Source organism: Nocardioides ultimimeridianus (genome assembly GCF_054777895.1).
In genome coordinates this window covers 225,078-248,040 of the sequence record NZ_BAAHAB010000021.1, presented here as the reverse complement: position 1 = coordinate 248,040, position 22,963 = coordinate 225,078, and the positions used below count along the sequence as shown (strand labels likewise).

Annotated in this window: 20 protein-coding genes; 8 read left to right on the top strand and 12 right to left on the bottom strand. The window is 72.2% G+C overall.

Annotated features, from left to right (window positions below; translation table 11 throughout):
* Window positions 1-32 precede the first annotated feature (32 nt).
* The 6 genes from ACYU8V_RS19175 to ACYU8V_RS19150 all read right to left on the bottom strand — a co-directional run bounded on the left by ACYU8V_RS19175 (window position 33) and on the right by ACYU8V_RS19150 (window position 5,836).
* Window positions 33-1,574, bottom strand: a complete 1,542-nt coding sequence (locus tag ACYU8V_RS19175; RefSeq protein WP_460849619.1) for a S53 family peptidase — start codon at window positions 1,572-1,574, stop codon at window positions 33-35.
* A 128-nt stretch (window positions 1,575-1,702) separates the two neighbouring features.
* Window positions 1,703-2,269 carry an ester cyclase gene (locus ACYU8V_RS19170; RefSeq protein WP_460849617.1) on the bottom strand — a complete coding sequence of 189 codons (567 nt, stop codon included), beginning with the start codon at window positions 2,267-2,269 and terminating at the stop codon, window positions 1,703-1,705.
* Between the two features lie 8 nt (window positions 2,270-2,277).
* Window positions 2,278-3,003, bottom strand: coding sequence for a lysophospholipid acyltransferase family protein (locus tag ACYU8V_RS19165; protein ID WP_460849616.1), 726 nt, complete (start codon window positions 3,001-3,003; stop codon window positions 2,278-2,280).
* A 58-nt stretch (window positions 3,004-3,061) separates the two neighbouring features.
* The gene (locus ACYU8V_RS19160; protein WP_460849615.1) at window positions 3,062-3,970 is read right to left on the bottom strand and encodes an alkaline phosphatase family protein; all 909 of its coding nucleotides are present in this window, start codon (window positions 3,968-3,970) and stop codon (window positions 3,062-3,064) included.
* Window positions 3,971-3,979: 9 nt separating this feature from the next.
* Complete coding sequence (locus ACYU8V_RS19155; protein ID WP_460849613.1) at window positions 3,980-4,570, bottom strand: mismatch-specific DNA-glycosylase; 591 nt, start codon at window positions 4,568-4,570, stop codon at window positions 3,980-3,982.
* A 21-nt stretch (window positions 4,571-4,591) separates the two neighbouring features.
* Window positions 4,592-5,836, bottom strand: a complete 1,245-nt coding sequence (locus tag ACYU8V_RS19150) for a phosphodiester glycosidase family protein (protein WP_460849611.1) — start codon at window positions 5,834-5,836, stop codon at window positions 4,592-4,594.
* Between the two features lie 70 nt (window positions 5,837-5,906).
* Between ACYU8V_RS19150 and ACYU8V_RS19145 the strand changes: the two genes are divergently transcribed.
* The gene (locus tag ACYU8V_RS19145) at window positions 5,907-7,082 is read left to right on the top strand and encodes a site-specific DNA-methyltransferase (RefSeq protein ID WP_460849610.1); all 1,176 of its coding nucleotides are present in this window, start codon (window positions 5,907-5,909) and stop codon (window positions 7,080-7,082) included.
* Here ACYU8V_RS19145 and ACYU8V_RS19140 read toward each other — a convergent pair.
* Window positions 7,075-8,589 carry a WS/DGAT/MGAT family O-acyltransferase gene (locus ACYU8V_RS19140; protein ID WP_460849609.1) on the bottom strand — a complete coding sequence of 505 codons (1,515 nt, stop codon included), beginning with the start codon at window positions 8,587-8,589 and terminating at the stop codon, window positions 7,075-7,077. The genes ACYU8V_RS19145 and ACYU8V_RS19140 overlap by 8 nt on opposite strands.
* A gap of 94 nt (window positions 8,590-8,683) precedes the next feature.
* On the opposite strand from ACYU8V_RS19140, the gene ACYU8V_RS19135 reads away from it, so the two are divergent.
* The gene (locus tag ACYU8V_RS19135) at window positions 8,684-10,195 is read left to right on the top strand and encodes an FG-GAP-like repeat-containing protein (RefSeq protein WP_460849607.1); all 1,512 of its coding nucleotides are present in this window, start codon (window positions 8,684-8,686) and stop codon (window positions 10,193-10,195) included.
* A 76-nt stretch (window positions 10,196-10,271) separates the two neighbouring features.
* Here the strand turns inward: ACYU8V_RS19135 and ACYU8V_RS19130 are convergent, their stop codons facing one another.
* Together ACYU8V_RS19130 and ACYU8V_RS19125 are read right to left on the bottom strand one after the other, a co-directional pair.
* Window positions 10,272-11,114, bottom strand: a complete 843-nt coding sequence (locus tag ACYU8V_RS19130; protein ID WP_460849605.1) for an SDR family NAD(P)-dependent oxidoreductase — start codon at window positions 11,112-11,114, stop codon at window positions 10,272-10,274.
* Window positions 11,111-12,613, bottom strand: a complete 1,503-nt coding sequence (locus ACYU8V_RS19125) for a flavin-containing monooxygenase (protein WP_460849603.1) — start codon at window positions 12,611-12,613, stop codon at window positions 11,111-11,113. Before ACYU8V_RS19125 ends, ACYU8V_RS19130 begins: the two co-directional genes overlap by 4 nt.
* Window positions 12,614-12,663: 50 nt before the next feature.
* Here ACYU8V_RS19125 and ACYU8V_RS19120 point away from each other — a divergent pair, with 50 nt between their 5' ends.
* Window positions 12,664-13,254 (top strand): TetR/AcrR family transcriptional regulator, encoded by a 591-nt coding sequence (locus ACYU8V_RS19120; RefSeq protein ID WP_460849601.1) that lies wholly within the window; start codon window positions 12,664-12,666, stop codon window positions 13,252-13,254.
* A gap of 238 nt (window positions 13,255-13,492) precedes the next feature.
* Here ACYU8V_RS19120 and ACYU8V_RS19115 read toward each other — a convergent pair whose 3' ends face one another.
* Entirely contained in the window at window positions 13,493-14,740 is a 1,248-nt protein-coding gene (locus ACYU8V_RS19115) for a C39 family peptidase (RefSeq protein ID WP_460849599.1), read from the bottom strand.
* Window positions 14,741-14,762: 22 nt separating this feature from the next.
* Between ACYU8V_RS19115 and cysS the strand changes: the two genes are divergently transcribed.
* Genes cysS through ACYU8V_RS19095 form a run of 4 tightly spaced genes read left to right on the top strand, consistent with a single transcriptional unit; the run spans window position 14,763 to window position 19,798 of the window.
* The gene (gene cysS / locus ACYU8V_RS19110) at window positions 14,763-16,151 is read left to right on the top strand and encodes a cysteine--tRNA ligase (RefSeq protein WP_460849597.1); all 1,389 of its coding nucleotides are present in this window, start codon (window positions 14,763-14,765) and stop codon (window positions 16,149-16,151) included.
* On the top strand, window positions 16,151-17,104 hold the full coding sequence (gene rlmB, locus ACYU8V_RS19105; protein WP_460849595.1) for a 23S rRNA (guanosine(2251)-2'-O)-methyltransferase RlmB: 954 nt from the start codon (window positions 16,151-16,153) through the stop codon (window positions 17,102-17,104). The genes cysS and rlmB overlap by 1 nt, the downstream gene beginning before the upstream one ends.
* A gap of 20 nt (window positions 17,105-17,124) precedes the next feature.
* Window positions 17,125-18,627 carry a metallophosphoesterase gene (locus ACYU8V_RS19100; protein ID WP_460849592.1) on the top strand — a complete coding sequence of 501 codons (1,503 nt, stop codon included), beginning with the start codon at window positions 17,125-17,127 and terminating at the stop codon, window positions 18,625-18,627.
* Between the two features lie 22 nt (window positions 18,628-18,649).
* Entirely contained in the window at window positions 18,650-19,798 is a 1,149-nt protein-coding gene (locus ACYU8V_RS19095) for an acyl-CoA dehydrogenase family protein (RefSeq protein ID WP_460849590.1), read from the top strand.
* 130 nt (window positions 19,799-19,928) lie between these two features.
* Here ACYU8V_RS19095 and ACYU8V_RS19090 read toward each other — a convergent pair whose 3' ends face one another.
* Entirely contained in the window at window positions 19,929-20,516 is a 588-nt protein-coding gene (locus tag ACYU8V_RS19090; RefSeq protein WP_460849589.1) for a TetR/AcrR family transcriptional regulator, read from the bottom strand.
* Between the two features lie 96 nt (window positions 20,517-20,612).
* On the opposite strand from ACYU8V_RS19090, the gene ACYU8V_RS19085 reads away from it, so the two are divergent.
* Window positions 20,613-21,986, top strand: a complete 1,374-nt coding sequence (locus ACYU8V_RS19085; RefSeq protein WP_460849588.1) for a cytochrome P450 — start codon at window positions 20,613-20,615, stop codon at window positions 21,984-21,986.
* 45 nt (window positions 21,987-22,031) lie between these two features.
* Here the strand turns inward: ACYU8V_RS19085 and ACYU8V_RS19080 are convergent, their stop codons facing one another.
* A complete protein-coding gene (locus ACYU8V_RS19080) occupies window positions 22,032-22,904 on the bottom strand; it encodes a poly(ethylene terephthalate) hydrolase family protein (RefSeq protein WP_460849586.1) in 873 nt (290 codons plus the stop codon).
* Window positions 22,905-22,963 lie beyond the last annotated feature (59 nt).

Genomic DNA, 22,963 nt, shown 5'->3' with positions numbered 1-22,963 from the left:
GGAGCGAGGGCACCGTGCTTGTCGGGTGATCGTTACGGCTGGGCGACCAGCTGACCGATGTAGCCGGGGGCCCGCGGGGCGCCCCAACCGGTCGTCAGGTCGTAGCCGGTCGTGGACGGGTAGCCGGGCACCGCGTCGGGCGTGACCGAGCCGTCGGCGAGCGTGTCCCACATCCGGTTGTCGTCGACCACGCCGCTCGGCGTCGTGCCGTAGGTCTGCGGCACGATGTCGGAGAAGGCGCTGGAGTGGTCGAAGCCGGCCGAGTAGATGGCCTTGTTCAGGTCACCGATCGGGCCCTTGCCGGCCGCGGCGCGGGCCTGGTTGGCCACCGCCGTGAGAGCTGCCGCCTGCGGCGAGGCCGCCGACGTACCGCCGTAGACCGACCACTGGTTGCTGCCCTCGACCTCCGGGAAGAAGGTGTGGAAGACGAGCACGCCGCCGTTGACGGCCGCGTTCCACGCCAGGTCCGGGACGCCGCGGTGGCTGCCCACGACGCTCGCCACACCGTCCTGGTACGCCGGCCGCGGGTAGACCGTCGACAGGCCGCCGCCGGTGCCGATGCCGGCCCAGCTCTCGTTCCAGGTCGCCTCGGTGTCGCCGCCGGCGACCCAGTTCCAGTACGCGAGGTTGCGCGAGCCGTCGGCGTTGAACGGCACGTCCTGCTGCGGGTCCCAGGTCCAGCCGTCCTGCACCTGGGTGCCACCGACCGAGGTCACGTACGGCGACACGTTCGGGTAGCTCACCTGCGGGTCCGGGGACGTGGAGCTGGCCCGGTGGGCGCGGGTGACGCCGATGCTGCCGTTGTCACCGGACGAGGCGAAGAACGTGTCGCCCTTGGCCTGACCGCGCTGGAAGGTCTGGTCGAACTTGGCGAACGAGGCCCTCGCCGACGCCTTCGGGAAGGCCGACTCGTCGGTGCCGAAGGACATCGAGAAGACCGTGCCGGCCGGGTACTTCGTGATCGCCCAGTCGATGGCCTTCATCAGGTTCGGCACGCCCTGCACGCCCTGGGTCTCGGCGACCGGGGTGGCGAGCAGCACGATGTGCGCCTTGGGTGCCATCGCGTAGGCCCACTCGATGTCGAGGTTGGCCTCGCCGGCCCAGCCGTCGGCCGAGACCGGGCCGGACTGACCCGAGCCGTTGCCGGTCGTGGTCGTGAAGCCCGGCTGGCCGAGCGGGAAGACCTGCTCGAAGCTCGGCGCCGGGCCGCCGAAGGTGGAGGCGAAGGTGGCCAGGTCGCTGGCCGCCGTCGGGGAGCCGTAGGAGTCGACGAGCACGATCGTCTGACCGGCGCCGTCGTTGCTGCCGGCGAGCGGGCCGAGGCCGTAGTGCGCGCGCAGCTGGTCGGGGTTGTAGCAGTGGATCGTGCTGGAGACCGACCCGTTGGGCCGGGCGCACGCGACGCCGAGGCTGCCCGCGTCGCCCGTGTGGAACGCCGACTCGGGCGCCCGGGTCACGGACGGTCCGGAGGGCGTGCTCGGTGTCGCCGTGCCCGCGAACGACGGCGGGGCGGTGGCGGCGGCGAGGCCGACCGCCGCTGTCGCAGCGATCGCCGCGACCTTGGAGTGCAACATCTTCTGACCTTCCCGGAAGGGCACTGCGTGGGGATCACCGTGTGCCTTGGGCGACGCTAGCCCCGGAAGATCCTTCGGCGGAAGGGGTGTGGGGCAAGGAAATATCGCGCCCCGGACCGGGGGTTCGCTCAGCGCTCCCGGACGTAGGTGTAGCCGGGGAACTCCGGCGGAGTGGTCTCGGTGATCCTCGGGTCCGGGGCCCCGCCGGACATCCGCAGCAGGCCCGCGACGACCCGGCCGAGGGTGAGCCATCCGCGCGGGCGCTTGAGGTCCAGGCCCCCGATCAGCTGCGCGACCATCGTGAGCCGGTCGAAGTAGACGCGCTCGCAGACGAGGTTCTCGTCCTCGTCGAAGATGAAGTACGCCGTCATCCGCGTCCGGTGCCGGCTGCCGGTCGCCGGGATCGGGCCGAGCGGGCCGAGGTGGGTGCCGAGCAGCCAGAACTCCACGATCACCGCGTCGTCGCTGTGCCGCAGCGCGATGATCTCGTGGTCCTGGTCGGGGAAGGCGACGCGCGTGTCGTGGTAGTAGGCGCGGACGTCGCTGTCGCCGTCGTGCACCTGCAGCAGGGGGATCAGCTCGTAGTGCGGGTGCGGGAAGGTCGACAGGGTGCTGTCCCAGTCCTGCGCGACCTCGTCGTGGAAGTGGTCGAGGACGAGCCTCTCGCGGGCGGCACGGATCTCGGGGGTGGGCATGTGTCTCCTCAGTCCCGGTTGCGGAAGCGGTGGACGGCGTACCCGAGGCCGACGGCGGCGACCCCGGCGGCGATCACGCCCGGGCGGGCCTTGAGGCGCCGGTAGTCCTCGGTGATGGTGGGCCACACCGCGTCCTCGATGAGCCCGGTCGCGTCCTCGGGCGTCGCGCGCAGCTCGCTGACGGCGATGGGCTCCGCGAACGAGACCTGCACCCGGCGGGGCAGGTGGTGGCGGCGACGCTCGGTCCCGGTCAGCGCGGTCGGCACGATCGGGGCGCCGCCCTCGATCGCGAGTCGGGCCGCACCCTTGCGGGGCCGGCCCAGCTCCTCGGGGTCACGGACCCGGGTCCCCTCGGGGAACAGCGCCAGGGCATCGCCGCGACGCAGGATCGTGAGCGCCGTCTCGATGGCGTCGGCGTCGGACTCCCCGCGGCGGACCGGGAAGGCGCCGAGCGCGATCAGGAGGCGGCCGGCGCGGCCCTCGAACAGCTCGGACTTGCCCATGAAGTAGATCCGCCGCTTCAGTGACGCCGCGATGAAGAAGGCGTCCCAGAAGCTCTTGTGGTTCGGTGCGATCACGACCGGTCCGCTGGCCGGCACGTTCTCCTGGCCGCTGATCCGCATGGCGAAGACCAGCCGCAGCAGCGGCATCATCACCAGCCGGACGAACAGGTAGGCGATCCGGCCCGGCCCCCGGCGCGCGACCTCGTGTGCCTGCGCATTGCTCATCGGCATGCCCACACCTTGCCGCTCGGCCGCGCGCCGGTCCAGCACCGGCGCGCCCCGAGCCGGCTCAGCCGTAGGTGAGGCCGAACGCGCTCAGGACCGAGGTCGCGGTGGCGGCGTGCCGCAGCGGCGAGGTGTGGGTGACCTGGGACAGCGAGCGGCTCAGCCCGTAGTGGTTGAGCGCCGTACCGACGACGCGGCTGTGCAGCGAGCGCTGCATCACGACGGTCAGCACCAGGTTGGACTCGTTGTGGTCGTCCTCGTCCGCGGTGATCACGATGGCCAGGCGGCCGCTGGTGAAGTCGGGCCCGGCCTTGACGGCGCCGACCTTGGCGCGCAGCCAGCGGTTGGCGGTGGCGAGCGAGCAGTCGTGGGCGTCGTTGCACAGGTTCGGGATCACCATGCCGACGTTCGGGAGGCGGCCGTTGGTGATGTCGCCGCTCAGTGCGGAGAGGGGTACGTCGCGGCGCCGGCACGCCGACCGCTCCGCGGTGAAGTAGGCCCACGGGTTGTGCTTCACCGCGTAGTTGCCCGCGGGATAGAGCGTGCAATTCGCAGGCATCGACTCGGCGTACAGCTTCGCCGAGTGGCCGCTGGACAGCGCGCGCCCGAACACCGACGCCCCGCTCAGCGGGTGCGCCGCGGGCGAGTCGTCGTCGGCCACGCCGAAGGTCGAGCCGCCCGCGATGGAGAGGTAGTTGGGCAGCGACGGGTGCCGGATCGCGTGGTAGTGGGTCGTGTAGCCGTAGGTCAGCGCCTGGTTGTAGACCCACGGCATCCCGGTCCTCATCTGGGACATCGAGTGGTTCTCGACCACGAAGACCAGCACCTTGGTGATCTGGTTGGCCGGCGTCGTGGTCTGCCGCGCGGGCGCCGCCTCCTGCTGTGCGGCGCTGTGCGGCGCGCTGCCGCAGCTCGCGGTGAGGGCGGCGGCGGCGAGCAGGCTGAACAGGGTGCGGAGGACCGGTCGGCGCATGCACCGACCCTACGTCGCCGGGAGCAGGCCCGCCGCGCGGCCGACCTCGGCGTACGCCCGGGCGAGCGAGGCGACGGTCTCGTGCGCGTTGAGCCCGCTCGGGTTCGGGACGACCCACAGCTCGCTCCCGGCGAGGTCCTCCGGCTGGCGTCCCATCGCCGCCTTCGGCAGTCCGAAGGCGGTGCGGTACGCCGTGATCCCGGCGACCGCCACGACCCGGGGTCGTCGCTCGGCGACCAGCGCAATCAGCGCGTCGCCGCCCCGCCTCAGCTCCTCCGCGGAGAGCTCGGACGCCTTCGCGGTCGCGCGGTGGACCAGGTTGGTGATGCCGATGCCGCGGGACCGCAGCCGGTCGCGGTCGGCGTCGGTCATCCCGTCCGCGGGGTCGATCGGCTCGGTGATCACGCCGCCCTGCAGCAGTGCGGGGTAGAAGCGGTTGCCGGGGTGGGCGAAGTGGGTCTGCGTGGCCGCGGTCCACAGACCCGGGTTGATGCCGACGAACAGCAGCCGCAGCTCCTGTCCGGGTGCCGGCAGCAGGTCGGGGACGACCGCGTCGCGGAAGGACTCGAGCTCCGCTCGGGAGAAGGTACGCCGGGCCACGGCGGTCAGTCTCTCAGCGACTCAGTGGTGCTGGGTGCGCGGCTTGCGGTAGGTGACCGCCAGCGCGTTGGCCACCTTCCGCGGCCGCCCGTCCGAGGGGGAGTTGAGCACCCGCTGGTTGTCGCCGGTGCCGGCGACCAGGGTGGTGGAGCCGCCGCCGTCCAGGTTCAGCGCGCTGGTGCAGCCCAGCATCCGCAGCCGGTGGGCGAGCTCGACCATCGTGTAGCCGTCGCTGAACTCCTGGCGGCCCTCGACGGTCAGCAGGAACACCCACTTGTGCGCGGGGTTGATGCCGACCGCGGTGCGCGGGTTCAGCTGGGTGTCGTCGGTGGCGACGACCTTCCCGCGGCGGATCAGGAACCGGTTGCCGGTGATCGCGGTCCGCGGGCCGCCCCGGACGGTCGCCCGCACCCAGAGCTTGTTGCCGACGCGGAGCCGGTGCAGGCGGCGTACCGCCGCGGCGCCGCGCGCCACCAGGTACTGGCCCACGATCCGGTCCCCGGCCTGGAAGCCGCGGCGGATCGCGACGACGCGGTGGTTCACCACGTGCGCCATCGCGATGTCCCTCTTCTGCCACTGCACCCACGCGTAGCCGCCGGTCGTGCCCCAGCGCCGGTCGTAGACGCCGATGCCGCCGGGCCGCACCTGTGGGGAGTTGAGGTTGGTCAACCCGAGGTGCGGGTAGAGCGGCGCGGTCAGGGTCAGGTCACGGGTGTCGATGTGCGGGACGCCGTACTTGTTGACGTAGAACGCGGAGTTCCAGCCCGAGTTGATGCCGTGCTCGACCTTCCCGGCCACCACGCCGAGACCGAGCGGGGCGCCGGTCTCGCCGATGTCGAAGAAGTCGCCGTTGACGCTGGCGACGGCGCGCGGCGTGTTGTGCGTCATCCAGCGCACGGTCTGCACCTGCCCGATGTGCGGCGGCTGCGCCAGCGTGAGGCCGACGCCGGGCGTCGTCCAGTGGATCCGGGTGACGTAGTAGCGGATGCTGCGCGCCCCGATCCGCTGCTGGTACGACGACACCCGCACCCCCGGCCGGATGAAGTACTGGTAGCGGGTGACGGTGCGCCGCACCGGTCGTGCGTACGGCGGCAGGGTCGGCCGGCTGGGGCCGACGACCCGGTCCGAGGTCTGCCAGCGCTGGCCGTAGGACGCGCCGGGCCCGTGCGGGCCGGGGGTCGGTCCGGGACCGGGACCGGTCGCCGCGGCGGCGGGCGCGAGGGTCAGGGGCAGGGCACAGCACAGCAGCGCGGGGAAGAGACGCATGCCCTCCACCGTAGGCAAATCGCCCGCGCGGATCGGGGAGATGCGGCGGCGTGTGGGCGAGGATGGGGCCGTGCGGGAGCCGTGGAACACCTTCGTCGAGGGCGACAACCTCGAGGTGCTCGGCCGGCTCGCGCCCGCGTCGTACGACCTGATCTACCTGGACCCGCCGTACAACACCGGCAACGACTTCGCCTACCGTGACGCCTTCCGCGGCCGGCACGGCCAGGGCCGCGAGGGCAGCCACGCGGCCTGGCGCGAATTCATGCGGCCGCGGCTGGAGGCGGGACGCCGGGTCCTCGCCGACACCGGCGCGATCGCCGTGAGCATCGACGACCACGAGGTGGCGCACCTGCGGCTGCTGCTCGACGAGGTGTACGGCGAGGCCAACTTCCTGGCCCAGGTGGTGGTGAACCTCAACCCCAAGGGCCGCCAGCTCGGCCCGGGCTTCGCGACCTCGCACGAGTACCTGCTGGTCTACGCGCGGGACGTGGTGCGCTGCGTGCTGGACCCGTCCTCGGCGTCGAGCGTGGTCGAGAGCGACTTCCCGCTGACCGCCGCCGACGGCCGTCGCTACCGGCGGCTGCCGCTGCGCAACACCAACAAGAGGTTCAACCCGCTCACCGCGCCGACCCTGCACTTCGCGGTGTGGGGCGACCCGGAGACGGGCGCGGTGCGCCTCGAGCCGTTCCCGGACGCGGTGGAGATCAAGCCGGTCTTCGGCGACGGCACGCCGGCGGTGTGGCGGTGGTCGCCGCCACGGATCGCCGAGCGCTCCGACGACCTGGAGTGCCGCTGGGTGCGCGGCGCGGCCGGCCGGCGCGCCGACGTGTTCCAGCGCGACTGGCGTCACCCGGAGGGCGGGCGGCGCAAGAAGCTGCGCACCATCTGGCTCGCCGAGGAGATCGGGTCGACCGACACCGCGGTCGCCGAGGTCAAGGAGCTGCTCGGGCCGGTGTTCGCCAGCCCCAAGCCGACCGGCCTGCTGCGCCGGATCATCGAGACCATGCCGCCCGACGCCCGGGTCCTCGACTACTTCGCGGGCAGCGGCACCACCGGGCACGCGGTGGCGCTGGCGAACGTGGCCGACGGCGGACGGCGTACCTGCCTGTCGGTGAACTCCGCCGAGCCCGTCGTCCCCGGCTCCAGCGCCGACGTCGCCGGCTACGCCACGGTCTCCGCGATCACCCGAGCACGGCTGCAGGCGGTCGCGGAGCGGCTCGGCGGCGGGTTCCGCGAGATCAGCTGACGCCGGCGGCCTTCTCCAGCGCCGCCACCTCGGTGTCCAGGTGGGTGAGGAGCCGCTGCAGGTGGGGGACGGTACGCCGGCACCCGGTCAGCCCGAACCCCATGTTGCCGTCGTACGACGTGCAGGTGATGTTGAGCGCCATGCCGTTGATCGGGATGGAGACCGGGTAGCTGCCGACCAGCTTGGCGCCGTTCCAGTAGTGGGTGCTGCGCGGGCCCGGCACGTTGCTGATGATCAGGTTGAACGGCGGCCGCACGAACCCCTGCATCCGCAGCATCGGCTGGATCATGGCCGGCGCCATCCCGAGCGCGCTCATCGCCACGATCTGGGTCGGCGTCATCGAGGACAGCGCCTCCTTGCCGTCCTTCATGGACTTGTGGATCGCCTTGAGCCGATCGGCGGGGTCGGGCAGCTCGGTGGCCAGCCGCACCATCACCGAGCCGACCGCGTTGCCGCCGCTCGCCGAGGCGGTGCCGGCCTCCTTGGCCTTCAGGCCGACCGGGACCATCGAGACCAGCGGCTCGTCGGGCAGCGCGTCCATCTCCCGCAGGTAGGTGCGCAGCGCGCCGCTGCACATCGCCAGCACCACGTCGTTGATGGTGGTGCCGGTCGCCTTGCCGATCCCGCGCAGCCGCTCGATCGGCCAGTCGTCGGCCGCGAACCGGCGCGACCCGGTGATGTTCTGGTTGAAGATCGTGCGCGGCGCGGAGAGGGAGAGCGCCGAGGTCTCGTTCTTCATGCCCTTGCGCAGGGTCTTGACCAGCGCGATCGGCATCCCGGCCGCCTCGGCGCTGATGCTGAGCGCGGTGCGGACCACGTCGGCGGGCAGCTCGGCCAGGGTCCGGGCGGCGGCCCCGGCGGCCCCGGTCGCGACCTCGGCGACCGCGCCGGCCGCCCCGACGGCGGCCTCGGACACGTTCGCGGCCTCGGGCGGCGCGGACTCCGACGGCTTGCGGCGACCCGAGGCCCCCTCGGCGAAGGGCGCGAGCATGTGGCGCCGGTCGGGGTCGGTGGACAGCACGCTGGCCGACAGCCGCATCGCGGAGATGCCGTCGACCAGGCTGTGGTGCAGCTTGGTGTACATCGCGACCCGCCCGTCGGCCAGGCCCTCGATCACGTGCAGCTCCCACAGCGGCCGCTCCCAGGCCAGCCGCGTGGAGTGCAGCCGGCTGACCAGCTCGAGCAGCTCGCGGATGCGGCCGGGCTGGGGGAGCGCGTTGTGCCGGACGTGGTGCTCGATGTCGAACTGCTCGTCGTCGCGCCAGACCAGCTGGCCCGCCGTACCGACCGAGCGGTAGGGGTGCTTGAGGAACAGCGGCGCGATCTGCTCGGTGTCCCGCATCGACTCGAACATCTCCCGGACGTACTCCGGTCCGGCGTCCGCGGGCTTCTCGAACAGCTGCAGCCCGGCCACGTGCATCGGCTGGGTCTTGGTCTCGGCGAGCAGGAAGGCGGCCGAGGTGGGATCGATGGGCCGGACGGACGGGAGGGACGGGAGGGAGACCACGAGGGCACCTTTCGAAGGGAGTGGCTGCATCCTCCCGCCGACATCACACCCCCACAAGGGTTTCGACGCAGGTCAAAGGGGCAGAGAGGTAATCGTGAGTGACTTCTCGACGCCCGCAGGCTGGTACCCCGACGGAGACGGTTGGGAGCGCCGGTGGGACGGCACGGCGTGGACCGACGAGCGCCGTCGTACGACGCCGACCCCGCCGGCCGCGCCGCCGCTGCCCCCGGCTCCGCAGGCCCCGCCCACGATGGCCCCGCCGGCGTACTCCCCGCAGGGCTACGCCCCGCCGGCGTACGGCGCCCCGAGCGGCCCGCCGCCGGGCCAGCTCCCGGCCAGCCCCGCGCAGGGCTGGGGCCCGCCCGCGGGCTACGGCTACCAGTCGCCGCTCCCGCCCCAGCAGCCGCGGCGCAAGGGGCCGGTGGGCCTGTTCGTGGCGCTCGGCGTGGTGCTGCTGCTGATCGCCGGCACCGGCATCACCCTCGCGATCACGCACCCGTGGTCCAAGGACAAGGGCGACTCGACCACCACGACCAAGGACAAGCCGTCGACGGTCCTCGGCGACCTCGACGGCGACGGCCTCGGCGACGTGCGCGCCGTCATCGAGGACGGCTACGACAGCCACCGCCAGATCACCGGCACCAGCGACGGCAAGCGGTTCAAGATCGCGACCCTGTCGGTGAACTCCGACAGCGGCGACAACACCGTGATCCTCGACTTCGACGGCGACGGCAAGCCCGACGCGGTGACCTACCAGTACGACGACGACGCGCACGACCTCTCGCTCTCCTCGACCTCGCCCGGCTTCCAGATCAGCTCGGCGATCCCGATCCCGTTCGCGAGCCTGTATGAGTACGGCGGCGCGCGGGTCCAGGTGGAGCCGGGCGACTTCGACGGCGACGGCAACGCCGACCTGCTGGTCGTGGGCCAGAACAACCAGAAGGTCGACATCTACGTGATGGCCGGTCACGGCGACGGCAGCTTCGACAGCCCCAAGAAGTGGATCTCGGTCCCGAACATGATGATGTCGGTCGCGCACCTGCTGGTCGGTGACTTCGACGGTGACGGCAAGACCGACGTGTGGACCGTGATGTCGACGGTGCCGCTGACGCGCAAGGACTACCAGCACGGCTACGTGTACGAGAACCTCGGCACCACCGTGCTCACGTCCACCGGGACCGGCTTCACGCCGCCGCACGTCGTGACCCCCTCGGAGTCCACGCGGCTGTACAGCATCGACGGCGTCATCGCCGGCGACGTGACGGGCACCGGCCGGGACTCGCTGGTCGTGCTCGACTCCGACAGCTACGACAAGGAGCTCACCGTCACGGCGTACAACGTCTCCACCGGCGGCCTGGTCCCCGAGACCGGCCTGGCCGAGACCGAGAACGGCATCGGCGACCGCGACGTGGTCGGTGCGGTGGCCACCGACGTCGACGGCGACGGCGACGCGGACATCGTCTACCTCGCCAAGAACTACGACGCGGCGCGGTTCTACGGGTTCCGGGTGATCCTCACCGACGGCCACAAGCTGGCCACCTCGCAGGCGTGGGGCGACCTGCCGCCGTGCTCGGACCGCTACTGCGAGCTGCAGTCGATGAGCTGACGGCAGCGCGAACGCCAGAGGGGCCCTCCCGGCACGATGTGCCGGGAGGGCCCCTCTGCGTTGGTCCGGTGCGCGGTCAGACGGCCTTCGCCTTGGCCGGCAGGATCCGCTTCGAGACCTTCGCGACGATGTCCTCGTAGCGCGAGCCGGTGAACTTCTGGAAGTTGTGCAGGGCGTGCGCGTCCAGACCGACCAGCACCCGGGCCCGGTTCTTGAGGATGCCGTTGACGATGATCTCGGCGGCGCGCTCGGGGGTCATCTTGGCGAGCTTCTCGTCGAACAGCTTCGCCGTGGCGGCCTTGTCCTCCTTGTCGGAGACGCGGGCGTTGCGGGCGATGGCGGTCTTGATGCCGCCCGGGTGGACGACGGTCACGCCGACCGGGTGCCCGGCGATGAGCATCTCCTCGCGCAGCGCCTCCGACATGCCGCGCACCGCGAACTTGGTGGCGTTGTAGGCGCTCTGGCCGGGCATCGCGAGCAGCCCGAACAGCGAGGACAGGTTGACCACGTGGCCGTCGCCGGAGGCGATCAGGTGCGGCAGGAACTCCTTGGTGCCGTGGACGACACCCCAGAAGTTGATGCCGACGATCCAGTCCATGTCCTCGTAGGTCAGGTCGTTCAGGTCACCCGACAGCGCCACGCCGGCGTTGTTGATGATCACGTTGACCCGGCCGAACTCCTCGGCGACGGCGGCGGCGTACGACGCGAAGGCGGCCCGGTCGGCCACGTCGAGCCGGTCGGTGCGCACCTGGGTCGCGCCGGCCTTCTCGGCGAGCACCCTGGTCTCGGCGAGCCCGGCCTCGTTGACGTCGGAGAGCGCCAGGTGGCCGCCCTTGCCGGCGATGTTGATGGCGAGGGCGCGGCCGATGCCGGAGCCGGCACCGGTGATGACGACGACCTTGTCTTTCAGGGACTTCATGCGATCACTGCTTCCTTCTCCTGGACAGGCTGTACAAGGTACTGGTCGGCGTCGAAGGCCGAGAGGTGGCGCCGGAACGTGAACGTCTGGCCCGGCCAGAGCGTGGTGTTGTTGCCGAACTTGTCGAGGTACCACGACGCGCAGCCGCCGGTCTGCCACACGGTCGGCTTCATCCGCTCGCGGATCCGGGCGGTCCAGCCCGCCTGCGCCTCGGCGGTCGGCTCGATGACCGCGTGACCCCCGCGGCGCATCGCCTTGACCGCCTCGACGACGTACTTCACCTGCGACTCGATGATGAAGATCATCGAGCTGTGGCCGAGGGCCGTGTTCGGGCCGACCAGCTGGAACAGGTTGGGGAAGCCGTGGATCGTGGTCCCCTTGTACGCCGCCATGCCGGCGCCGTCCCACAGGTCGGCCAGGGTGCGGCCGTCGCGGCCGGTGACGTGCTGGGCGATCGGCGGCTCGGTGACGTAGAAGCCGGTGGCGACGACGATCGCGTCGACCTCGCGCTCGACCCCGTTGCGGTCGACCACGCCGGTGGGCGTGATCGAGGCGATGCCGTCGGTCAGCAGGTCGACGTTGTCGGCGGCGAGCGCGGGGTACCAGCGGTTGGAGATCAGGATCCGCTTGCAGCCGGCCCGGTAGTCGGGGGTCACCTTCGCGACCAGCTCGGGGTCGTCCTTGATGCCGCGGGCGATGTTGCCGCGCACCATCCGCTCGGTCGCGGCCTGGAGCGCGGGGAAGCGGGTGAACGCCGGCGCGCGGGCCTCGAGGGTGGCGTAGATGAAGGCGCGGTAGGCGCGCTGGGCGAGCGGCACGCGGCGGAAGACCGCCTTCTGCCGATCGGTGTAGCGGTGCTCGTTGCGCGGGATGATCCAGTTCGGGGTGCGCTGGTAGACGTCGACGTGGCCGGCGATCCTCTGCAGCTCGGGCACGATCTGGATCGCGGAGGCGCCGGTGCCGATCACGGCGACGCGCTTGCCGGTCAGGTCGACGTCGTGGTTCCAGCGGGCCGAGTGGAAGATCTCGCCCGCGAACCCGTCGATGCCGTCGATGTCGGGCATTCGGGGCTCGGACAGGCCGCCGCTGCCGGAGATCAGCGTCCGGGCCGCGTAGTCGCCCGAGGTGGTCGAGACCAGCCAGCGCTGCTCGGCCTCGTCCCAGCGCGCGTCCTGCACCGCGGTGTTCAGCACCACCCGGTCGAGCACGCCGGACTCGGCGGCCACCTTGTCGACGTACGCCTTGATCTCGGGCTGGGGGGAGTAGTGCGAGGACCACTCCGGGTTCGGCGCGAACGAGAAGGAGTAGAGGTGGCTCGGGACGTCGCACGCGGCACCGGGGTAGGTGTTGGCGTGCCAGGTGCCGCCGACCTCGGTGTCCTTCTCGATGACGACGAAGTCGCGCTCGCCGGCCTGGTCCAGCTTGATCGCGGCACAGAGCCCGGCGAAGCCGGCGCCGACGATGAGGTGGTCGACCTGCGTGGTCGTGGGAGTGGGCATGGGGAGGACGGTATTGCGCTTATTGAACAAGTGTCAATAGAGTGGTCCCCGTGAGTACCGACACGCCGCGCACCCGGTTGACGCCGCAGGAGCGCCGGACGCGGCTGATCGAGCTGGGGGTGCGGCTGTTCAGCTCCCGCACCATCGAGGAGATCTCGATCGACCTGGTCATCGAGGAGGCCGGCGTCTCCCGCGGCCTGATCTACCACTACTTCGACGGCCTGCAGGGCTACCGCGAGGCCGTGGTGAGGTACGCCGCCGACGACCTCTACGCGCAGACGGCGCCCCCGCCCGGCGACGACCCACTGGAGCGGCTGGCCGGGTCGATCACGGCCTACATCGACTACGTGATCGCCAACGAACGGGGCTACCGCTCCCTGGTCGCGGCCGCCGCGGGCGGCAACGAGGCGATGCGCGCCATCTACAGCGAGACCTTCGAGGCGATGGGGGACCGGTTCTTCGTCGAGGCGCCGACCATCGACCTGCGGGACACGCCCGCGGTGCGGATGGTGATCCGCGGCTGGCAGGCCATGGTCGAGAACCTCGTCCTGGCCTGGTGCGAGGACCCCCAGACGATGACCCGCGAGGACCTGCAGCGTCTGGTCACCGAGGGCCTGCCGCAGCTCATCGCCCTCGTGTGACCAACCACAACAACTGGGAGAACCGGAGATCGTCTATGAAGTTGATCGATTCCGGGACCTCGCGTGATGAGGCAGGCCCGGACACCGGCGCGATGTCGGCTGCTGTGGAGTCATAGGGACGATCAAGGCCGGGCGGCGCCCGGCCAGGAAGGCGATGCCGCGCGCTCATCGCCCTTGCCGAGGCGTCGGAAGCGCCACACCGACGCTCCGCGAGGCGCTTCCGACGCCTCCGCGCGGGCTACCAGTTGGTCCAGTCGCCCGCGGGCAGCGGGTGCGCGGCGTCGCGGATGACGTACGCCGTCCCGCCCGACGCGTTCAGCCAGATCCGCTCGAACTGGGCGCGGTCGTAGGTGCGGCGCACGCCCGCGTCCGTCGACGCGGCGGGGTCGTTGACGACCACGTCGCCGGTGCGGGTGAAGCCGACGATGACGATGAGGTGGCCGTTGGAGGCACGGATCGGGGAGCCGGTCAGCTCGCCCGGCCCGAACGCCACGCTCACCACCAGCGGGATCCCCGCCGCGATGAACCGGCCGGCCTCGCGCAGGCTCCGCAGCCGGGTCACGAACGCCGTGCCGGCCCGCTGGCCGGCGTACGCGGTGTTGAAGGGCCAGTTGCCGGTGCCGTCGTACCGGGTGTCGAAGGTGGAGCGGGCGGCGAAGTCGACCCAGGGGGCGGCGTACGACTTGTCCACCCAGGCGTAGGCGGTCGGGCGCGGGAGCTTGCCGTAGTAGCCGAGCACCATGCTGGTCGAGGTCGGCGAGCACCACGCCTCCCCGCCGCCACCCCACTGCGGGTACTCGCCCTGGTGGACCATCTGGGAGTAGCGCGGCACGGCGAGGACCTTCCCGGCGCCCGGGCCGGGCGTCGACGTCGGGCCGGCGGTCGCGGGCAGCGACGAGGTCATGCCGGCGACCAGGTCGACATCGGGGGTGGCGGTGGTGCCGGTGCGGCGCATCAGCGACATCTTCAGCTGGTACGACGCCAGCCCGGCCGTCTGCCAGGTGTCGACGTTCACCGTGGTGCCGTCGTCGGTCTGGGAGCCGAGCGAGGTGCGGGTGACGTAGCGGTCTCCCGACGCCCAGCGGGCCAGCGTGTCCCAGGACGTCGCGGCCCCGGCGGCCGTGCGGCCTCGGACCTGCACGTCGAGCCAGCTGTCGCCCGGGGTGCGGGCCACCCAGGAGGCGATCAGCCGGGTGAAGGAGAAGCCGGGCCGCCGCCAGTTGGAGGTCCACGTCGCGGCGTCGTACCGCTTGCCGCCGAGCCAGCGGGTGCCGGTGCCGCCGGCGAAGACCAGCCGGCCGTCGCGGACGACCAGGCCGTCGAGCGTCCCGTTGCCGAGCGCGGCCGAGGTGTCCCAGGAGTGCAGGTCGATGAGCCGCGGGGCTGCGGCGGCGAGCCCGAGCGAGTCGTGCGGGCGGGCGCCGCAGCCGGAGAGGACCCCGAGAGCGAGAGCGACGGTGGCGATTGAGGAAACGGCACTGCGCATCACCTCACCCTAGACTCGACCGGTGACGTTCCGGCTCTATGACACTGCTACCCGCGAGGTGCGTGCGTTCGTGCCCCTGCAACCGGGCAGGGCCTCGCTGTACGTCTGCGGTCTGACGGTCCAGAGCGAGCCGCACGTGGGCCACGTGCGCTCCGGGGTGAACTTCGACGTGCTGCAGCGGTGGCTCCGCCACTCCGGCTACGACGTCACGTTCATCCGCAACACGACCGACATCGACGACAAGATCCTGGCGAAGGCGGCCGAGCAGGGCCGCCCCTGGTACAACCTCGCCTACGCGATGCACCGCGAGCTCACCGCCGCGTACGCCGCCCTCAACGTGGCGCCGCCGACCTACGAGCCGGCCGCCACCGGCCACGTCCCCGAGATGATCGAGCTGATCGGCGAGCTGATCGAGCGCGGGCACGCCTACGCCGCGGCCGACGGGTCGGGCGACGTCTACTTCGACGTGCGGTCGTGGCCGGCGTACGGCGAGCTGACCCACCAGGGCGTCGACGACATGGAGGCCGCCGCGGACGCGGACCCGCGGGGCAAGAAGGACCCCCGCGACTTCGCGCTGTGGAAGGGCTGGAAGAAGGAGACCGAGCCGGAGACCGCCGCCTGGCCGTCCCCGTGGGGTCCCGGCCGGCCCGGCTGGCACATCGAGTGCTCGGCGATGGCCGGCAAGTACCTCGGCCCGGCCTTCGACATCCACGGCGGCGGCCTGGACCTGCGCTTCCCGCACCACGAGAACGAGCAGGCCCAGTCGCGCGCGGCCGGGCGGCCGTTCGCGTCGTACTGGATGCACAACGCGTGGATCACCACCGCCGGCGAGAAGATGTCGAAGTCGCTCGGCAACTCGCTCACCATCCCGTCGGTGCTCGAGCGGTACCGCGGCATCGAGCTGCGCTACTACCTGGTCGCCGCGCACTACCGCTCGCACGTGGAGTTCAGCTTCGACGCGCTGGACGAGGCCGCCACGGGATTCCGGCGGATCGAGAACTTCCTGGAGCGCGTGGACGCGGTCGCCACCTCCGTCCCGGACGCGTTCGCGGCCGCCATGGACGACGACCTCGGTACGCCGGGCGCGGTCGCCGTCCTGCACGACACTGTGCGCGAGGGCAACCGGCTGCTGGCCGCCGGCGAGGACGTCTCGGCCATCGCCGGCTCGGTCGTCGCCATGCTCGACGTGCTCGGCCTGAACCCCGCCGACCCCGCCTGGGGCCCGGCCGTCAGCGCCGACGACAAGCTCACCGACGCCGTGGACGCCCTCGTCCGCGGCCTTCTCGACCAGCGCGCGGCAGCGCGTGCGGCCAAGGACTGGGCGGCGGCCGACGCCGTGCGCGACCAGCTCAAGGCCGCCGGCATCGAGATCACCGACACCCCCGATGGACCGAAGTGGAGCCTCTCCTGATGGCTGGCAATTCATCGCGCCGCGGCGCGACCCGCAAGAGCAGCAAGAAGGTCGTCGGCGGCACCGGCGGCAACGTCCGGCGCGGCCTGGAGGGCAAGGGCCCGACCCCCAAAGCGGTCGACAGGCCGTACCACAAGGCGCACAAGATCGCGGCCGCCAAGGAGCGAGCCGAGGCGAAGAAGCCGCGCCGCCGCCAGACCGGCGACGCCGAGTGGATCGTCGGGCGCAACCCCGTCGTCGAGGCGCTGCGCGAGGGCGTCCCGGTGACCGCCGTGTACGTCGCCGAGGGCATCGAGCGCGACGGCCGCACCCGTGAGGCCTTCCGGCTGTGCGCCGAGAAGGGCATCGGCCTGATGGAGACCACCCGGCGCGAGCTGGACCGGATCACCTCCGAGGCGGTCCACCAGGGCATCGCGGCCAAGGTGCCGGCGTACGAGTACGCCCACCCGGACGACCTGCTCGACCGCGCCGAGCAGGGCAAGGAGTCGCCGCTCATCGTCGTGCTCGACCAGGTGACCGACCCCCGCAACCTCGGCGCGATCGTGCGGTCCGCCGCCGGGTTCGGCGCCCACGGCGTCGTGATCCCCGAGCGCCGCGCGGCGTCGATGACGGCGTCGGCCTGGAAGACCTCGGCCGGCGCCGCGGCCCGCGTCCCGGTCGCGCAGGCGGTCAACCTGACCCGGCAGCTCAAGGCCTACCAGGAGGCGGGCTGCTTCGTGGTGGGCCTGGCCGCCGACGGCGACCTGACCCTGCCCGAGATGGTGGCCGACCGCGAGCTGGTCACGGGCCCGCTGGTGCTCGTCGTCGGCTCCGAGGGTGACGGCCTGTCCCGTCTCGTCGCCGAGACCTGCGACCGCCTCGTCTCGATCCCGATGGCCGGCATCCTGGAGTCGCTCAACGCCGGTGTCGCCGCCTCGGTCGTGCTGTACGCCGTCGCGGAGGCGCGCGCCTGATCCCCCCGCCCCGCTCCTGGGTGACGTGGCCGCGGCTGCGCCGCTGGGCGGGGTACGCCGTGGCCTGGCTGGTGCTGGCCGTCGGCATCACGGTGCCGCTGTTCCTGGGGTCCTCGCGGACCATCCAGGTCGCGAGCCATGAGTCGGTCGTGTCGCCCGATCTCAGCGGCCAGGTCGTCGTGCACACCGGACCGGTGCTGCCCGACGTCCGTGCCGCGTCGGGGTCGCGGATCGGCGTACGCATCGAGCTGGGGAAGACCGACGCCGCCTCGGTCAACGCCCTCACCCAGCGGTACGCCGCCATCGCCACCGACCCCGGCGCCCAGATCGCGGTCGTACGCCGGGCGGTCCGCTCGATGGCCCTCGCGGCCCTGCTCCGTGGTGGGGCGCTGGCGGTGCTGCCGCTGCTGCTGTGGGGCGCCGTCGGACGGGACCGGCGGGCGGAGCTCCGGGCGCGGGCGCGCAGCCGGTCCGGCCTGGCCACCGTCCTGGTCCTGGTGCTGGTCGCGGCCGGCGCCACCCAGCCGTGGCGGTGGCACGACGACGACCGGGCGTCGCAGCACTGGATCTCGCTGCAGGACTACGTCGGCCCGCAGGTGGACCTGCCACCGCAGGCCCGCGGGATCGAGCTCCTCGCCGACACCACGACCCGGGGGACGCGGGCGCTCCTGCAGAGCGCGATCCGCGCCTACCACGCCGGGCTGGACTTCTTCTCCGCTGCGCGGGTGCGCGCGGCCGGCCTGCAACTGCACGGGCCGGCCGAGGGCGACACGGTCGTCCTGCTGGTGGCCGACCGCCACGACAACACGCCGATGGACGCCGTCGCCCGGGCGATCGGCGACGCCGGCGGGGCGACCGAGGTCATCGACGCGGGCGACGACACGTCCGCCGGGCAGACCTGGGAGACGTTCTCGATGGACTCCCTCGCGGAGACGTTCTCGGGGATGCGGCACCGTTGGGCGGTCGCCGGCAACCACGACCACGGGACGTTCGTGCGGTCCTACCTGAGCTCCCGTGGCTGGACCTACTTCTCCGACCGGGTGCTCGACGGGCCTGCCGGATCGCGGATCTTCGGCGCCGACGACCCGCGATCCAGCGGCCTGGGCAACTGGGGCGACATGCACGGGCCGACGTACCTGAACGCGCGGCGGCAGCTCGCCGACCAGGTCTGCGCCTTCGCGGCGGCGGGGGACCGGATCACCACCCTGGTGGTGCACGACCCCAACATCGGCCGGGTCGCGCTCGACCGCGGGTGCGTCGACCTGGTCCTCGCCGGGCACATCCACGTGGAGGTGGGGCCGATCCGCGTCGCCGCGCCCGACGGGCACGTCGGCTACACCTTCACGGTCGGCACGACCGGTGGCGCGGCGTTCGCGGTCGCGCTCGGGTCGCAGCTGCGGCGTACCGCCGGCGTCGCGCTGATCACCTACCGCGACGCCCGTCCGGTCGGGATCCAGGGCGTGAGCCTCGAGCCGACCGGTCGCTTCATCGTCGACCGGTACGTCCCCCTGCGCTACCCCTGACGCGCGCGCTTAGGGTGGCCGGGTGAGCACTGAGGTGGACCGGCTGCTGCCGACCGAGGAGGCCGTGGAGCTGCTGGCCCTGGCCCGCGAGATCGCGACCAAGGAGCTGGCGCCGAAGGCGGCGGAGGCCGAGGCGCGGGCGGAGTTCCCGGAGGCGGCGTACCGGACGCTGGGGCGTGCGGGCCTGCTGTCGCTGCCCTTCGCCGAGGAGTACGGCGGCGGCGCGCAGCCCTACGAGGTCTACCTCCAGGTCCTCGAGGAGATCGCGACGGCGTGGCCGAGCGTCGGCGTCGGCACCTCGGTGCACGCCCTGACCGCGACGGTGGTCGCCGCCAACGCCTCGGAGCCGATGCGCGCCGAGTGGCTGCCGCGGATGCTGTCGGGGGAGTGGCTGGGTGCCTACTGCCTGTCCGAGCCGCAGGCCGGGTCCGACGTCAGCGGCATCCGCACCTCGGCGCGCCCGGACGGGGACGACTACGTCGTCAAGGGCGTCAAGCAGTGGATCTCCAACGGCTCCTGCGCCGACTACTACATCCTCTTCGCCCGCACCGGCGAGGACCGCACCCGCGGCCTGTCCGCCTTCGTGGTGCCCGACGGCACGCCGGGGATGGGCTTCGGCGCCCCCGAGAAGAAGATGGGCCTCGCGTGCGACGTCACCACCCAGGTGCTGTTCGACGACGCCCGGATCCCCGCCGCCCAGTTGATCGGCGAGGAGGGCCGCGGCATGCAGGTCGCGCTCTCGGCGCTGGACGCCGGCCGGCTGGGCATCGCCGCGGTGGCGACCGGCATCGCCCAGGCGGCGCTGACCCACGCGGTGACCTACGCCCGGGAGCGCGTGCAGTTCGGCCGCCCGATCGGCGACAACCAGGGCCTGCAGTTCCTGCTCGCCGACATGGCGGCCGAGGTGGAGCGGGCGCGGGCGGCGTACCTCCACGCGGCGCGGCTCAAGGACGCCGGGCGCCCGTTCAGCCGGCAGGCCTCGATCGCCAAGCTGACCGCCACCGACGCCGCGATGCGCGTCACCACCGATGCCGTGCAGGTGCTCGGCGGCAACGGCTACACCCGGGAGTACCCGGTGGAGCGGCTGTTCCGCGACGCCAAGGTCACCCAGATCTTCGAGGGCACCAACCAGATCCAGCGCCTCGTGATCGGTCGCGACCTGTTGGCCTGACCCCCACCCGCCAAAGAACTCGCGAATCAAGCGTTGTGGCCCGCCGAGATCGCGATCTCGACGGGCCAGAAGGCTTGATTCGGCGGGCCAGAAGGCTTGATTCGCGCGCGGGCGATCGCGAGGGATTCGGTCAGCGCGGCTCGAGCACCGACAGCGTGACGTCGGTGGCGGCGTCGACCATGGTCGCCGGGTCCCGGCCCTCCTCGAGGCTGAGCGCGATCAGCTCGCGCAGGCCGCCGACCAGGACGATCGAGGCCTCTCGGGTCGGCGGGGTGATGCCCGCGGCGCGCAGCTCGGGGGTGTCGCTCAGGGTCTGCAGCAGGTCGACGAAGGCGGCGAGGTCCTGGCGCACCAGCACGTGTCCCTCCTCGCCCAGCGAGCGCAGCGCGCGCATGGAGTGCAGGAAGACCGTCGGCCGCTCGTGCACGGAGGCGAAGAGCGCCTCGATCGCCTGCCGCACCTGCACGCGCCGGTCCGCGCTCGGGTCGACGGCGTCGGCGACCTCGGTGCGGCGGCGCTCGTTGTTCTCGCGGACCAGGGCGAGGAAGCACTCCTGCTTGCTCTCGAAGTACTCGTAGAAGGTCCGCTTGGACGTGCGGGCCTGTCCGACGATGTCCGCGATCGTGACGTCGTGGTACTCCCGCTGCTCCAGCGCCGCGGTCAGGCCGGCGAGCAGCCGCTCGCGGAAGCCGGTCGTGGTGCTGAGCAGGTCGGTCATGGCTCCGCACCCTAATCCCTTGTCCCGGCGACGCCGCGTTGGTACGGTCGGGTACCAGACGAGTCGGTACGTCGACGTACCGGGAGGGTGGTCGAGGTGTTGAAGCTGTCCGAGGGCGCGAGCCACGCCGGCGGGGCGCGACGAGCGGCCGCCGTGCCGCTGGTCCGGGCCGAGCACGCCGTCAAGAAGCCGGTCCGCTGGCTCACCAACCACGGGATCGCGCGGGTCATGATCACCCGCTCGGCGAAGCGCGGCGAGCTCCAGGGCCGGCTCATCGGCGAGACCAAGGGCGGCGACCACCGTGCCGTGCTCGAGCTCTTCGACGAGGTCCGGTCCCACGGCACGACGTACCAGGGGACCTTCAGCCTGGTGACCGTCGACCACGCCACTGTCAAGGCCGTGCTCAACAGCCCCGACTTCCTCACCGGGATGCCGAGCGCCGCGACCGGCTGGCTGATGCGCGCCGCGCAGTGGGCGCAGGTCGACGTGCTCAACCCGGTCGCGCCGCCGTCGCTGCTGGTCACCGACGGGGCGGACCACACCCGCTACCGCAAGCTGGTGACCCGCGTCTTCTCGGTCAAGGCGGTGGCCGCGCTGCGCACCCGCACCGAGGAGATCGCCTCCGCGCTCCTCGACGATCTCGCCGCCCACGCCGATGGTCCGGTGGATCTCGTCGAGCGCTACTGCGCGCTGCTCCCGGTCACGGTCATCTCCGAGATCCTGGGCGTCCCGGAGTCCGAGCGGGAGCGCGTCCTGGAGTTCGGCGCGGCGGCCGCGCCGAGCCTGGACCTCGGCCTGACCTGGGGCCAGTTCCGCGAGGTGGAGTCAGCGCTGGAGGAGTTCGACACCTGGCTCGGCGCGCACCTGGAGTCGCTGCGCCGCAACCCGGGCGACGACCTGCTCAGCAAGCTCGTGGCCGCGCGCGAGGAGGGCGTGGGGCTGACCGACCTCGAGCTGAGGTCGATCGCCGGCCTGGTCCTCGCCGCCGGCTTCGAGACGACCGTCAACCTGCTGAGCAACGGCATCGCGCTGCTCTGCGAGCACCCCGACCAGCTCGCGCTGCTGCGCGAGCGCCCGGACCTGTGGCCGAACGCCGTCGACGAGGTCCTGCGCCACGACCCGCCGGTGCTCCTCACCGGCCGCTTCTGCTCCCAGGACACCGACGTCGCCGGTACGACGGTCAAGCGCGGCACCCTCGTGACCACGGTGCTCGCCGGCGCGAACCGCGACCCGCAGGTCTTCCCCGACCCCGACCGCTTCGACGTGGCGCGGGAGAACGCCCACGACCACGTGTCGTTCTCCTCAGGCCGGCACTACTGCCTCGGCGCCTCCCTGGCGCGGATGGAGGGCGAGGTAGGCATGCGAGCGCTGGTCGACCGCTTCCCCGACCTCCGCCTGCTCCCCGGTGCCGAGCGCCGGTCGACCCGGATCCTGCGGGGCTGGGAGAACCTGCCGGCGTCCCTCGGCTGAGCCGCCGGCCGGCCCCGGGCGCCCCCCGGGACCGACCGCACGGGCTCAGCCGGCGACGGCGAGGGCTCGCGCGTTGCGCTCGAAGTCGGCCCAGGCCGACGAGGTGCACTCCCCGCAGGAGGGGCCGAAGAACTCGCTGCCGGCCTCCTGGTCGCCCATCAGCCAGTAGCGGAACCAGGCCGTGACGGGGCCGCGGAAGCCGCCCGCGTCACCGATCGCGGTGAAGTGCGTGGCACCGGCCAACAGGCCGTACTCGGAGACGACCTGGTCGGTCGCCTCGTAGCGGGGCTTGACCAGCAGGTTGGCGTTGACGATGTTGTCGTTCTGGCCCGCCAGCCACAGCGTGGGGCCGTGCAGCGCCGCGTTCGATCCCTGCGGCCCCGGCTCGATCGGTACGACGGCGTCCACGCGCGGGTCGGCGCCGGCGTTGACGGCACCGCCGCCGCCCTGGGAGTGGCCGGACGCGCCGATGTGGGCGAGGTCGACCTTCTGGTAGTAGATGCTGCTCGGGTCGGAGTTCTTCTCGGTGATCCAGTCGATGCCAGCCAGCATCTCCTGACCGCTCCCGGACTGCGTGGTGTTGGCGGCGACCACGATGAAGCCCTCGGAGGCGAGGTGCTTGAGGAGCCCGGCGTAGACCGAGGGCGTGGCGTAGGTGCCGTTGCCCCAGATGATCACCGGGTGGCTGGTGCAGCCCTGCCGGCCGAGGTTCGTCGGGCGGTAGACGGTGTGCGCGCTGTCGCCGGCCTCGGTGGTGACACCGAAGGGCCCGGGGCCGGCGTAGTCGCCGTTGACGCCCGGGCAGCCGTCCGCCGTCGCCGCGGTCGCGGTCGCGGCCGGCAGGTGCGTCAGTGTGGTGAGGGTCGTCAGGAGCGCGAGGAGCGCACCGGCGAGGACACGGAGTTGCAGGGGTTTCATGGAGGCTCTCCCGAGGTGGATGCTCGCGCCGCCGGGACCGGCGGCGCGGCCAACGCTGC